Genomic DNA, 13995 nt, shown 5'->3' with positions numbered 1-13995 from the left:
TGCGCCCGCTCTCACCCTTATAACGACAAGAAGGTTCTAATGGACGCGCATAGCACCACACTCAACGGCCCCATGATGGGCACTCTGGAATGGAAAGAGGCGGTTCGCTTCGACAGCACCGACTGGGGCTGGATCATCATGAGCATCGGCATGGCCATCGGCGCGGGGATCGTCTTCCTGCCGGTGCAGGTGGGGCTGATGGGCTTGTGGGTCTTTCTGCTCTCGGCGGTAATAGGCTATCCGGCCATGTATATGTTCCAGCACCTCTTTATCAACACCCTGGCCACCTCGCCGGAGTGCAAGGATTACCCCAGCGTCATCACCGGCTACCTTGGCAAGAACTGGGGTGTGCTACTCGGCGCCCTCTATTTTGTGATGCTGGTGATCTGGGTCTTCGTCTACTCCACCGCCATCACCAACGACAGCGCCTCCTTCCTGCAGAGCTTTGGCGTCACCGACGGCCTGCTCTCGGAAAATCCCCTCTACGGCCTGCTGCTTATTTGTGGTCTGGTGGCGCTGGCCTCGCGCGGCGAAAACCTGCTGTTCAAGATCTCCACCTTTATGGTACTGACCAAGATCAGCGTGGTGGCCGTGCTCGGCCTGATGATGGTGGACAAGTGGGATGCGGCCAACATCACCGCCATGCCCGCTGCCGGTGACTGGGTGAAGGATGCCATCATCATGCTCCCCTTCACCCTCACCTCCATCCTCTTTATCCAGAGCCTGAGCCCCATGGTGATCTCTTACCGTTCGCGGGAGAAATCGCTGGAAGTGGCCCGCTTCAAGGCGATGCGCGCCATGAACATCGCCTTCGGCATCCTGTTTGTGGTGGTGTTCTTCTACGCAGTCTCCTTCACCCTGGCCATGGGTCACGAGCAGGCGGTCAAAGCCTCTGAAGAGAACATCTCCGCGCTCGCCATGGTCGCCCAGGGGATGCCGGGCCAGACCCTCAAGCTGCTCAGCCTCACCCTCAACATCTTCGCCGTAATGACTGCTTACTTCGGTGTCTACCTCGGTTTCCGTGAAGCCTGTCAGGGGCTGGCGATGAACCTGCTGCGCCGGGTGCTGCCGGACAACCGCATCAACCGGGATCTGGTGGGCAAAGGGATCATGGTGTTTACCGTCATGCTCTCCTGGGGGGCCATCGTGCTCAACGCCCCGGTACTGAGCTTCACCTCCATCTGCAGCCCCATCTTCGGTATGGTGGGTTGCCTCATCCCTGCCTATCTGGTCTATCAGGTACCGGCGCTGCACAAGTACAAGGGCACTTCCCTCTACATCATCATCGTCACCGGCCTGCTGCTCTGCGTCTCGCCCTTCCTGGCGTTCAACTGATTGGCCTGAAAGCCAAATTGCCAACAGACGGGCCACCTTCGGGTGGCCCGTTTTCATTGCTATTGCGCTGGTAACAGAACAAAAAGCCAAGGGGATCACAACTTCCCCCTCTCCCTGACCGAAGTACAGCGGCGAGGAGTAATATTCAGACATAACCGCATGCACCCGTCTTTTCGGGTATCGAGGCCTCATATGAAATGGATTTTCAACCCGGCTATCAGGCTGGGGAACCAGCTCTCCTTCAAATACAAATTTCTGCTCTGGTCCTGTCTGATGCTGCTGCCGCTTGCCTACAGCATGGCCAACCTGCTGGGACGGCTGCAGGATGACAACGAACAGGCCCGCAAGGAGCTGGCCGGTGTCATCAATCTGGCCACCGTGCCCGCCATCGAACAGGCGCTGCTGACCCACCGCAATCTCGTCACCCAGCACGCCTACGAACAGAACCCGGTGGGAGAGGATAAGGTCAAAGCCGCCGCTCAAGCGGTGGAGGATAGTCTGCGCGCCTTCGCCGATACCCGTCAGGAGAATCCCGCTTTCGACGCCCTCAAACAGGGGTGGGCAGCCCTGCAGAGCGAAGGGAGCAAGCTGGAAGTTGATCAAAGCAATCTGCGCCACGACAAGCTGCTGACCGAAGTGCGCCACCTCTACAAGAACATCACCGCCGCCAGCAGCCTGATACAGGATCCGGCGCTCGGCACCTATTACATGGTGATCCTCACCAGCGAACGGCTGCCGCAACTGCGCGACCTGCTGGCTCAGGTGCGGGATCGCGCCGCCACCATCGCCGACTTCGGCCTGTTTCAGGCGGAAGGGTACAGCGGCCTGCGTTTTCGCCTCGACCTCATCAACGCCACCCTGCAGGAGCTGGAAGCCGATCTGACCCTGCTCTACCAGATTGAACCCGCCTATCGGGCCGAGCTGGGCCAGCAGACCGATGCCCTGCTGCAACAGGTACGTCAGGGGGTCGATACCATGGAAAACAAGATGATGAAGGATCAGCTGGTGCAGCTCTCAACCAAGGAGGTGCTGGCGCTGGGAGATGGGCTCGATAACACCATCACCAAACTGGCAGGCCAGGTGCGCCAGCGGCTGGAAGCCGACCTGCATCAGCGCATGGCAGCCAACCAGCGCCATTTCTGGTGGGTCACGGCGCCACTGACCGCCATCCTGCTGCTCTATATCTACCTGATGATCGGCGCCTATCTCTCCCTGCGCGACACCGTTGGCCGGGTACGGGAGATCGCCGCCCGGGTCAACGCCCAGGATCTCAGCCAGCACATCGAGATCGTCGGTCAGGATGAGCTGGCCGCCATCAGCCGGGATTACAACGTCACGCTGGAGACCCTGCGTACCCTGATGCGGCGGGTACGGGAAAACGGCGTCACCGTGGTGGAGAGCGCCACCGAGATCGAGGATCGCACCTGCCGCTCCCAGGAGGTGATCGCCGCCCAGCAAGGGGAGACCCATCAGGTGGCCACCGCCATCAAGGAGCTGGCCGCTACTTCACAAGACATGGCGGGCAACGCCCTGCAGGCTGCCCGCATGACTCAGGAAGCCCAGCAGGTGGTGGGTCAGGGCGAGGCAGTGGTCGATCGCACTATCAAGGCGATCGACCATATCAACCGCGAGGTGCTACGCACCGCCGAGAGCATTGGTCAGCTGGAGCAGCAGTGCAGTCAGATTGGCGGCGTCATTAGCGTGATCCGAGGTATCGCCGAGCAGACCAACCTGCTGGCACTCAACGCCGCCATTGAGGCCGCCCGGGCGGGTGAACAGGGACGCGGCTTCGCCGTGGTAGCCGATGAAGTGCGCTCGCTGGCCAGCCGCACCCAGGGGGCCACCGTCGAGATCCAGCAGATGATTGAACAGCTGCAATCCGGCGCCCGCGCCTCGGTCAATGCCATGTCTGCCGCCAGTCACGAGGCGCAGGAAGGAGTCGGTCTCGCCCAGGAAGCCCAGCACGCTTTCGGCGCCATCACCGAGAAGGTGGATCGGATGGTCGATACCAATGCCATCATCGCCAGCGCCATCGAACAGCAGGGCGCTGTGGTCAACGAGATCGAGCGCAATGTGGTGCGCATCTCCGATGGCAGTGACGAGGCGCTGCAGGTAGCGAACGACGCGCGCGATGCCGCTCGCCAGATCCACCAGCTTACCGAGCAGCTGCGCAGCATGGTGCAGAGCTTCATCCTCTAAACCAGCCTGATCGGGTCAGCCATCAGTTAAAACCAGCCTCGTCGGGCTGGTTTTTTATGTTCAGATTCTGCCCTGCCCCCCCCAACAGGGTGACGAAAAAACCGTCATTCTGTTGCGTGCAAGAGTGCAGCCAGAGTAAGCTCGGACGCAATAAAAAGAGTCGAACGCTACCTCTTTCCTGCACAAGTACAAGATGCCGGCCAGAAAGTGGAAAAGCAGTTCGACCCGCGGAAGGTCACATCACGACAAACCCGTTCAGGCGAGGTATCGCAGATGGCGAAGTACCAGTTTTTCACCATGCCGGACTCCAACCGGCAGCACTACACCTTTATCGACATGGCCTCCCCCACCTTTCTGCCCGAAAAAGAGGCGCTGCTGGCGCAGGGATTCGAAGTCGAGGAGGATTTTATCGATGCTAGGAGTCCGCAAGAGGCGGTGGAGAAGTATCGCTCCAACTTCCTCTACGTGGCCGATGAAATAGGCAAATCAGACAGCAGCTACGCCTTTGCCGTTGCACTGATGGAGATGGGCAAGAGAGTGTTTGGCCGCAACACAGGCCATTAATTGTTAAAAAGGGCTGGCCATCGCGACCACAGATGCGATGGCCACTGGTTTAGCAACAGGCCAGCTGGCGGAGCATCTCGATAAGCTCCTCTTCGCTGCTCGGCTCGTAAGCAAGCTGCAGACACGGGGCCGCGCCTCCCATCAGCATGTAGACATTGGTGCTGCAGTGGTCGTAGTGATACCACTTACCATTGATGCAGACGTCGGTATAGCACCTCGGATCCCTTTCCAGTTCCATATTCACATCCTTTTGTTACATCTCCACAACATCACTTCTGACCGTAAGACAACCGACGACCGGGCATCTTGATACAGATCAAGATGTGTAGCGACTGCCAGTCAAGAAACCGAAAGGATGCAGGCAACAGCTTGAATCATGATAAGTAATGACTCTGTTTTAGAGCTGTTAAGCTTCCCGTCAGTCATGACAGCAACAATGGAATATATCGGCTGTTTAACCGACATACTGGGTAAACGGGATAAAAACAGGATGACTTGATGGCGAGTCCACATATAGACCTCAACCTTTTTCGGATCTTCGATCGCGTCATGACCGAAAAAGGGGTATCAACAGCAGCCAGCAGCCTGGATATGACTCCTGCGGCGATAAGCCAGGCCATTCGCCGCCTTAGCGACCAGATTGGCGAGCCACTATTTCTACGGGAAGGACGCGGGATAACACCAACCAGCCGGGCCCTCGCCCTGCACAGGGAGATCCGCACAGCCCTCAATACCATGGAGCGCTCCCTGCAACTCAATCAGGAGTTTGATCCCGGCACCAGTCAGCGCGTCTTTCGCATCGCCAGCCATCCGGACCTGGATCTGCTCCTGCTACCCAGACTCCTTGCCCATCTCGCCGCAACAGCACCTCACTGCCACGTCGAATCAGTCCCTAGGCTCTATGAGGAGCATCTTCGCCAGCAAGCCCTTCGCCAGCACAATATCGACCTGATACTGGCCAGCACTGCATTGGAAGAGAGCGGCTTTTTGAGCCAGCCACTGCTGAATCTGGAACTCAGAGTGGTGTGCCGTGCTGCACATCCCCGCATTGAACATCAGCTCGACTTCGAGACCTTCTTTGCCGAAGAACACGTGGTGTGGGACGTGAGACGCAAAGATGACTGGGTGATCCGCAGCCTGACCAGCAAGAACTTGCCACCACGCAAAATCGCCTATGAAAGCAACGCTCTGCTGACAGCACTCTCTCTGGTCAGTCAGACTGACTGGCTCTGTGTCACCAGCCAATGGCATCTGGCCATGATGCGCCAGCCACTTGCCCTCAAGGACTTTCCTCTCCCCTGGGACTCAACCCCCTGCCCCGTCTACATCAACTGGCATCAGAGTGCAAAACGAGACCCCGCACTCAGCTGGCTTATTCAACAGTTACAACTTCTCACCACAGCTGAACCCAATCGCAATGGTTTAACGCCTGCTTAACGATTGATTATTGCGAACTGCAATGATCGGGGATGCTGAACAAGTTACGCTAACTGCGTGTAAAAAGTGATGCATCCTCTCTTTCTTATATAAAGATGATTGTCAGATGCAACATTTATTAATTGATGTCGTATCAACGTCATCGATTAATCACATTTCTGATGACACTCATTCACCAACCAAAATAAAAACACCATAACATGATTAAAAAAATACTCCTGCCCCTATACATAGGTGTGGCTATGCCTGCCATCGCCAAATCATCAGACAATTCCGCACCATTACAGGATATGTCTGACCCACTTGCGGTATATAGCCAATGGGGAAGCGGCATTAGCGACGATGGTCTCAATCTGAAATTCGGCAACCAATATGACAGCGGTAGCCAAAACAAACGGGCTATGAATATCATCGAGGCAAAAGGGGTCATGGGCGAAGGCTTGGGCTGGTCTGATCATCAAAATCGTGACAACTCCCTCGACAGCCTGCGGCTACGCAATTTCACCATCAATACCGAGAGTGGCCTAGGCACCCAGCTGGATATTATCTACAACTTTGATGAAAGTTATCTGGCCGAACAGAACGCCTCTGTCTCCTATAGCCTGATTAAAGCACTGCCGTCCTGGGGTCCGCTTCAGCTATATCCTCTGGCTGGAATTGGTGCCAATATATCAATGAATCAATATATTGATAGTAATCGTAAACAGATCGATGCCGGTTATACCATTCCTGGCACTTTTTATCTCGTCGGCATGTATAGCAAACTGACTCTTAATGAAAAGTGGTGGTTAAATTACAACCCTATGTTTGCCAATACCCTTTCAGGCTCCGAATTTTATAAAGAGAACGCCTTTGGTGATGGCGAAAGCGCCGCGCTGTATCACGAAATAGCACTCTCCTATCAATATTCAGGTCGACTTAACTTCAGAACTTTCATCAACTGGAACAATATTGCCGGAATTGAGGAGGCAGCCTATCGACTGGAGTTCAATTACCAGTTCTGACACACCTTGCCAATTATGCCCGGCAATTTCAAATACGGCAGGCTGCAATCTCCTGACTACACTTAGCGCTGCCGCCCAACACCACTACCTCTGGAGTAATTCTGATGAAACCAAGGTTTTCAGCACCCACGGTCGTCACTCTATTGCTGTCCGGCGCCCTGCTTCTGCAGCCCGCCTGGGCAGTCATCAATCCCAAACCAGCTAGCGAATTTACCATCAAGGCGAACCAAGGTGTGCTGCATACCCTGCCGTTCAATGACAAGCAGGATTTCGAGGATGCCCAACGCGGATTCATTGCCAAACCCGATACCCTGACCATCAAGGATGACAAGGGCAACGTGGTGTGGGATCTGGAGCAGTACAAGACCTACATCGGGCTCGACAAGGCATCCCCTGACACCGTCAACCCCAGCCTGTGGCGCAACGCCCAGCTCAACATGCAGTACGGCTTGTTCAAGGTCACCGACAAGATTTACCAAATTCGCGGCTTTGACCTATCCAACATCACCTTTATCGAGGGTGACAAGGGGTGGATCGTCTTCGACCCGCTGATCTCGCCGCAAACGGCCAAAGCGGCACTGGCATTTATCAACAAGACGCTGGGCGAGCGTCCTGTCACCGCCGTAGTCTATAGCCACTCTCACGTAGATCACTACGGTGGTGCCGCGGGCCTGTTCAAGTCACCTGATGAGGCGAAGAAGAATGGCGTCGAAATCATCGCCCCTGAAGGATTTACCGAACATGCGGTATCGGAAAACGTCATTGCCGGCAACGCCATGGCTCGCCGCGCCGTCTACATGTATGGCGCCCTGCTGCCGCGCAACCCGCAGGGCGGCGTCAATGGCGGTCTGGGACAAACCACTTCCACTGGTGTCCCCTCACTGCTGTTGCCAACCCGCTTTATCACCAAAACCGGTGAAGCGCTGACGGTCGATGGCGTCAGGATGGTCTTCCAGATGACCCCAGGCACCGAGGCTCCCGCCGAGATGAATACTTGGTTCCCGGATAGCAAGGCTCTCTGGATGGCAGAAAATACCACCAATACCATGCACAATATTCTTACCCTGCGTGGTGCTCAGGTGCGCGATGCGCTGAAATGGTCGAGCTTTCTCAATGAAACCATCGAAACCTGGGGGGCACAGGCCAATGTCAAATTCCAGAGTCACCACTGGCCACGCTGGGGCAATGCCAACATAGTCGACTACTTCAAAAAGCAGCGTGACCTCTACAAATACATCCATGACCAGTCGGTACGCCTGATGAACATGGGCTACACCGGTGAGGAGATCTCCGAGCAGATCACCCTGCCGCCCGAGCTTAACAACTTCTGGCCTAACCGCGGTTACTACGGCACCCTGCGCCACAACAGCCGCGCCGTCTATCAGCGCTATATGGGCTGGTACTCCGGCAACCCCTCCGATCTCGACAACCTGCCCCCAGAAATGGTCGGCCCCAAATATATCGAGTTCATGGGGGGCGAGCAGGAGGTACTGAAAAAGGCCAAGGCCTCATTCGACAAGGGGGAATATCGTTGGGTCGCGGAAGTGCTCAAGCATCTGGTGTTTGCCAACCCGAACAACACAGAGGGCAAGCTGCTGCTGGCAGATGCACTGGAGCAGCTGGGCTATCAGGCTGAATCCGGCCCGTGGCGCTCTGTCTATCTGCAAGGGGCTTATGAGCTGCGCAATGGCGTGCCTACTGCTGGTGGCACCGTCACGGCATCGCCGGATACCATCCGGGCCATGACACCCAGCATGCTGTTTGACTATCTGTCGGTGCGCATTAACCCCGAGAAAGCGGCGAGCAAGAAGATGGTCATCAACATGGCATTCACCGATATCGGGGAGAAACATACCCTGAGTCTGGAGAACTCGGTGCTCAACCACACCACCCGCTATGCCGCCAAGCCTGATGTCACCATTACCCTGAGCAAGAAGACGCTGGATGACATTCAGCTCGGTCAGGGCACCATGGAGCAGAAGATCGCCAGCGGCGAGATCAAGATCGAGGGTGATCAGCAGAAGTTCAGTGACTTCGTCACGCTGCTCGACAAGTTCAACTTCTGGTTCAACATAGTGACGCCATGATGCAACGCACCTTGCGCGCATGCATGGTCCTGCTCTGCCTCATCCCCGGGATGGGGCAGAGCTGTGGTTATGATGCCCTTTATCCCAATCCCTTCGAACAGAGCTGGCCTGGCACGGTCAATATTGCCATGGCGACGGCGACTGCGGTGAGCCGTGAGCAGCTGCCCCCCTTGACAGCCCTGACAGGCGAAGCCGGCTTCTCCCGTAGCCAGGCATTGCTCCAAACCCTCAAAAGTCGACTCCAGCAGGCAGGGGTAGGCGGCGGGATCTCCATCCTGCTTATCGACTCAGGACTCTGGTCAAGAGTACGAGGCAAGGAGTCTCTACTGCTCCAGTTGCACACCAGCGGCCCAAACCCCAAAGACCGGGTGATGCTGCTGAGTGAAGCCGCCATCAACGCCATGCTGAATGGGTCGCTCACCATCGAGCAGGGACTGCAATTGGGTGTTGTGGAGCTGCAAAGAGACGACAACCAGCAGTTGCAGCGGGATCTGCACAAGGCGCTGAGCTCGCAGACCTGACCGCTACAGGAGGAACAGATAGAACAAAGGGAGGCATTTGCCTCCCTTTTCTTTCAAACCATCACAGCGCAACTCTGAGCTGTGATTATTCGTCTTCCAGATAGGCGTAGCCTTGCAGACCCAGCTCCAGCTCGTCGAGCAGGGCTTTGCGGGTTGCGTCGTCCAGCGCCGGGTGGGAGGCGATCCGCTGGTAGTTCTCGCGGATGACGGACGGGTCGATGTTGACGTAACGCAGCAGCTGGTCGACGGTGTCGCCGCGCACCACGTTGCGAATGTCCATCTTGCCCTCTTCGTCCAGCCACACTTCCGCGCAGTGGGTGTCACCGAACAGGTTGTGCAGGTCGCCCAAGATCTCCTGATAGGCACCGACCAGGAAGAAGCCGACGTGGCACTCTTCGTTTTCGCCGTAAACCGGCATCGGCAGGGTGCTCTCGACCCCCAAACCGTCGACATAGTGCTCGACCTGACCGTCGGAGTCACAGGTGATGTCCATCAGGATGCCGCGACGGCTGAGCGGACGCTCGAGGCCGGAGAGCGGCATCACCGGGAATACCTGACCGATACCCCAGGCATCCGGCAGGGACTGGAACAGGGAGAAGTTGGCAAAACACTTGTCGGCCAGCTTCTCGGAGAGCTCGTCAGCCAGCGCACGGTGGTTACGGTTGACCGGATTGAGCAGCTCTTTCAGCGCCAGACAGGTGTTCTGGTGCAGCATCTCGGCCCATGCACGTTGCTCCAAGTTCAGCAGACCCATGGTGTACTGGGTATTCACATCCCCAAGGTCGGCTACCGAGTCGTGGAAGATCTCCAGCAGGGAGGGATCTTCACCGCTCAGATCCTGCCACCCTTTCCACATGTTCTGCAGAATGGTCGGCGCATCTTCGCCCGGTGCGCTGATGTCGTTCATCTCCACCCCTTCGGCACCAATGATGTTGGTGACCAGTACGGCGTGGTGAGCGGTCAGGGCACGGCCGGACTCGCTGATGATGGTCGGGTGCGGCAGGTCGAACTCGCGGCAGACATCGCCGATACCCCATACCACGTTGTTGGCGTACTCGGAGAGGCTGTAGTTGGCAGAGCAGTGGCTCTGGGAACGGGTTCCCTCGTAGTCCACGCCCAAACCGCCACCGACGTCAACGACTTCGATGTTGGCACCGAGGCGACGCAGTTCAGCGTAGAAACGGCCGCACTCGCGGATACCGCCCTGAATGTCGCGGATGTTGGCGATCTGGGAGCCCAGATGGAAGTGCAGCAGCTGCAGGCAATCCAGCTTGCCCAGCCCGCGCAGACGCTCGATCAGCGCCAGGATCTGGGAGGCGGAGAGACCAAATTTGGACATGGAGCCGCCGCTCGATTCCCACATGCCGGAGCCGGTGGAAGCGAGCTTGGCGCGCACGCCGATATTGGGCTTGATGTTGAGACGAGCTGACTCGTCCAGCACCATCTCCAGCTCGGAGGGCTTCTCTACCACGATGTAGACCTTGTGGCCCATCAGGTTGCCGAGCAGAGCGTGGCGGATATATTCGCGGTCTTTGTAACCGTTGCAGACGATCACCGAGCCTTGCTCATGGTGATGGGAAAGCACGGCCAGCAGTTCCGGTTTGGAACCAGCTTCCAGGCCAAGCCGGGGCTTGTCGCTGTAGGACTGGCTGATGGTCTCGATGACACGACGCTGCTGGTTTACCTTGATCGGGTAAACGCAGAGGTAGTCCCCTTCATAGCCTGACTTTTCGATGGCCTGACCGAAGGCATTGAACAGCGCATCGACCCGGCTCTTGAGGATGTCGGGGAAGCGCAGCAGCACGGGGGTAGTCAGCCCGGATTGACGCAACTGTTCGATAGCGTCAGAAAGCACGATCTGTGCGTCAGGGCGTGACTTGTCGGGAGCAACGGTCACATGACCGGCGTCATTGATATTGAAAAAACCCGCACCCCAGTAGGGAACGTTGTAGACCTTCAAGGAGTCCTTGCTGGACCAGTTAGTCATGGGCTATGCCTCGCAAATGAGCGACGGGAAGTCGCCTTCGTTACCCTCAATCACATCCAGACCATCTGGTGCAAAGCGGTGTTGTGCTTTGCACATCGCGGCAAGCCAGAGGCTGCCTGGTGGATCTTGGGAAGTAACGAGTCTTGATGTGGGGCTGGTGGCTTTACATCAAGCTCAACGGTATGCGGTGCTACTTTACGTTGCGCCGCGGTACTTTGATGACAAACAACATCAGCCACGTCGTCCGTTCATCATTCGGCAGCCATCACGACAGCAGGAGAGGGTTCCAAGGAAGAGAAGCGAAGGCGCCAGCACGCATGCGTGTTGATAGACGACAACAACCACAGCCCAGCTCATATCCAGTGACCGCCCATGACAAGGGAAGATGATGAGCCGTTGGCCCACTCGGTCAAAAGAAAGATGAGTGTCTGTTGTTCTCCCTGATACCGGAGCCTAACCGGTATTAAAGAAACCATTCCCCAGCAGTGTCTGTCGTTTCTGCGTGCCTCGCCCTATAGGCGTATGATCCTTCCGGTTTCTGGCGGCTCAGCCTGCTTCAGGGTTACCTTCGGATCGGCGCGGAGTGTACACACTTACCGCGGGCGGTGACAATAAAAAATAGTGCTCAAAATCCTCTTTTAATAAGCCACTCAAATCTTGCTGGCGGGCAGGCGGGGGCTGGGATAGCGCATGATCGGCTGACCCTGTTATGCGCGATGAAAAGAGTCGCTTTTCCCCCTCAAAAGAGGCAGCCCTTGTGATGCGGGACTTGCAGGCCAAACACCCCGTTGCAGGCCATGATTAAAAATCCCCGAAGTGACGACTTTTATGCGCAATAAACCGGCAGCGGCTGTGCTTGTGCCCGCTGGTAGGACCAAGACAAAAAATGGGAAAAACCTGCGCTGACGCAATGAGTGGTGGGGCCGGAATGGCGCAAAATGAGCGTTCACAACCGGAGGCTGATTAATGGATACCCTGCTTGAGCGTTTTTTGCGTTACGTGACTTTTCATACCCGCTCTGACGAGACCAATCCCGCCTGCCCGAGCAGCGAGGGACAACTGATCTTCGCCCGCGCCTTGCAAGAAGAGATGGAAGCGCTGGGGCTGACCCAAGTCACCCTGGATGAGCACGGCTACCTCACCGGCTGCCTGCCGGGCAACCAGCAGGATGCTCCCGCCATCGGCCTTATCGCCCACATGGACACCGCCGATTACGAAGCGGAGCACGTAGTGCCGCAGATCATCGAGAACTATCAGGGCGGCGATATCTGTCTTGGCAAGGGTGACGAGGTGCTCGCCATCCGTGACTACCGCTTCCTGAAAAACTATCTGGGGCAGGACCTCATCACCACCAACGGTACTACCCTGCTTGGCGCCGACGACAAGGCGGGTATCGCCGAGATCCTCTCCGCCATCGACCATCTGCAGGCACACCCCGAGCTCCCGCGCGGCGATGTCTGGGTCGGCTTTACCCCGGACGAAGAGATTGGCCGTGGCGCCAACCTGTTCCCGCTGGACCGATTCCCGGCCAAGTGGGCCTACACCGTGGATGGTGGCGAGCTGGGCGAGCTGGAGTTCGAGAACTTCAACGCCGCCAGCGCCAACATCCGCTTCGTCGGCAACAACGTCCACCCCGGCACCGCCAAGGGGAGCATGATTAACAGCCAGACCCTGGCCGCCCGCTTCCACGCTGCCATGCCGGCCGACGAGACCCCGGAGTGCACCGAGGGGTATGAGGGCTTCTTCCATCTGGCCCAGATGAGCGGCACCGTGGAGGAAAGCAGTCTGCACTACATCATCCGCGACTTTGACGACCAGCGTTTCGCCGAGCGCAAGGCATTGATGGAGAGCCGGGTGGCCGCCATGCAGGCCGGGCATCCCAAGGCGCGCATCGAGCTGACCCTGACCGACAGCTATCGCAACATGCGCAGCCAGATCGAGCCGCACATGCATATCGTCGAGCTGGCCCGCGCCGCCATGGAGGCCGCCGACGTGGTGCCCAAAATCAAGCCCATTCGCGGTGGTACCGATGGCGCCCGCCTCTCCTTTATGGGTCTGCCCTGCCCCAACATCTTTACCGGTGGTCACAACTTCCACGGCAAGCACGAGTTCATCCCGCTGCAATCCATGGAAAAAGCAGTCGCCACCCTGGTCGAGCTGGTGCGTCTCACCTCGGCCTGGCGCGGCTAAATCGGCCATCGTTGCCACCACACCACAAAAGATGACGACAAGAGGGGGAGTCGGTTAACCGGCTCCCCCTCTTTGCCATCAAACTGTCATCCCATCGACATCTACCGGGAACAGTAACCCGCCATGCTGGGGGCAAAGGATCGCCGGAGCCCCCAGATGTTCACTATCGATACCCTGCTTGCCCAGCACTTCCCGCGCCTCAATGGCCATCCCCGACTTGCCAGCCTCGGCAAACTAGCCCTTGGCTGGCTGCTCAACGAACCCGCCTTTAACGACTTTGCCAAGCGCCATCCCCATTTACGCGGCCTCGACTTTGTCGAACAGGTGCTGGCAGAGCTGGCGGTAGATTGCCGGGTGAACGAGGCGCAGCTTGAGCACATTCCCGCCAGCGGCCGGGTCATTATCGTTGCCAACCACCCCATCGGCTCCATCGACGGGCTGGCATTGCTGCGCCTGCTCGGCCGTATCCGCCCCGATGTGAAAGTCGTTGCCAACCGCTTGCTGGCCCAGCTCGCGCCGCTGCGTCCCCTGCTGCTGCCGGTAGACAACATGGCGGGCAAGACCGACCGACAGGCCATTCTGGCCATGGGGGAGCATCTTGCCAGAGAGGGAGCGCTGGTGATCTTCCCCGCCGGCGAAGTGTCGCGCCTCGGCCCCAGTGGAATAAAGGA

The 13995-nt window shown here is 57.6% G+C and carries 11 protein-coding genes; 9 read left to right on the top strand and 2 right to left on the bottom strand.

Annotated elements, in window-relative coordinates:
- Positions 1-39 precede the first annotated feature (39 nt).
- From AACS24_RS07470 to AACS24_RS07460, 3 genes are all read left to right on the top strand, one after another.
- Complete coding sequence (locus AACS24_RS07470) at positions 40-1335, top strand: amino acid permease (RefSeq protein ID WP_219927760.1); 1296 nt, start codon at positions 40-42, stop codon at positions 1333-1335.
- A 192-nt stretch (positions 1336-1527) separates the two neighbouring features.
- The gene (locus tag AACS24_RS07465; RefSeq protein WP_108572991.1) at positions 1528-3534 is read left to right on the top strand and encodes a methyl-accepting chemotaxis protein; all 2007 of its coding nucleotides are present in this window, start codon (positions 1528-1530) and stop codon (positions 3532-3534) included.
- 273 nt (positions 3535-3807) lie between these two features.
- The gene (locus AACS24_RS07460) at positions 3808-4098 is read left to right on the top strand and encodes a hypothetical protein (protein ID WP_108572989.1); all 291 of its coding nucleotides are present in this window, start codon (positions 3808-3810) and stop codon (positions 4096-4098) included.
- Between the two features lie 49 nt (positions 4099-4147).
- Here the strand turns inward: AACS24_RS07460 and AACS24_RS07455 are convergent, their stop codons facing one another.
- Positions 4148-4336 (bottom strand): hypothetical protein, encoded by a 189-nt coding sequence (locus tag AACS24_RS07455; protein ID WP_033115019.1) that lies wholly within the window; start codon positions 4334-4336, stop codon positions 4148-4150.
- 260 nt (positions 4337-4596) lie between these two features.
- On the opposite strand from AACS24_RS07455, the gene AACS24_RS07450 reads away from it, so the two are divergent.
- The 4 genes from AACS24_RS07450 to AACS24_RS07435 all read left to right on the top strand — a co-directional run bounded on the left by AACS24_RS07450 (position 4597) and on the right by AACS24_RS07435 (position 9147).
- Positions 4597-5535: a LysR substrate-binding domain-containing protein gene (locus AACS24_RS07450; RefSeq protein WP_050513465.1), complete on the top strand. Its 939-nt coding sequence runs from the start codon at positions 4597-4599 to the stop codon at positions 5533-5535.
- Between the two features lie 242 nt (positions 5536-5777).
- Positions 5778-6539, top strand: a complete 762-nt coding sequence (locus tag AACS24_RS07445) for a hypothetical protein (RefSeq protein WP_219927759.1) — start codon at positions 5778-5780, stop codon at positions 6537-6539.
- A 104-nt stretch (positions 6540-6643) separates the two neighbouring features.
- On the top strand, positions 6644-8626 hold the full coding sequence (locus AACS24_RS07440; protein ID WP_108572985.1) for an alkyl/aryl-sulfatase: 1983 nt from the start codon (positions 6644-6646) through the stop codon (positions 8624-8626).
- Positions 8623-9147 (top strand): hypothetical protein, encoded by a 525-nt coding sequence (locus AACS24_RS07435; RefSeq protein WP_108572983.1) that lies wholly within the window; start codon positions 8623-8625, stop codon positions 9145-9147. The genes AACS24_RS07440 and AACS24_RS07435 overlap by 4 nt, the downstream gene beginning before the upstream one ends.
- A gap of 85 nt (positions 9148-9232) precedes the next feature.
- Here the strand turns inward: AACS24_RS07435 and speA are convergent, their stop codons facing one another.
- Positions 9233-11134: a biosynthetic arginine decarboxylase gene (gene speA, locus AACS24_RS07430; RefSeq protein WP_108572981.1), complete on the bottom strand. Its 1902-nt coding sequence runs from the start codon at positions 11132-11134 to the stop codon at positions 9233-9235.
- Between the two features lie 966 nt (positions 11135-12100).
- Here speA and pepT point away from each other — a divergent pair.
- Both pepT and AACS24_RS07420 read left to right on the top strand, forming a co-directional pair.
- Positions 12101-13324: a peptidase T gene (pepT, locus tag AACS24_RS07425; protein ID WP_108572980.1), complete on the top strand. Its 1224-nt coding sequence runs from the start codon at positions 12101-12103 to the stop codon at positions 13322-13324.
- Between the two features lie 156 nt (positions 13325-13480).
- Positions 13481-13995 (top strand): GNAT family N-acetyltransferase (locus AACS24_RS07420; RefSeq protein WP_375124670.1); only part of this gene is annotated, 515 nt, incomplete at its 3' end.

The organism is Aeromonas sp. HMWF016, assembly GCF_963878195.1.
In the GTDB taxonomy this organism is placed as follows: Bacteria; Pseudomonadota; Gammaproteobacteria; order Enterobacterales; family Aeromonadaceae; genus Aeromonas; species Aeromonas lacus.
This window is presented reverse-complemented; position numbering and strand designations above follow the sequence as displayed.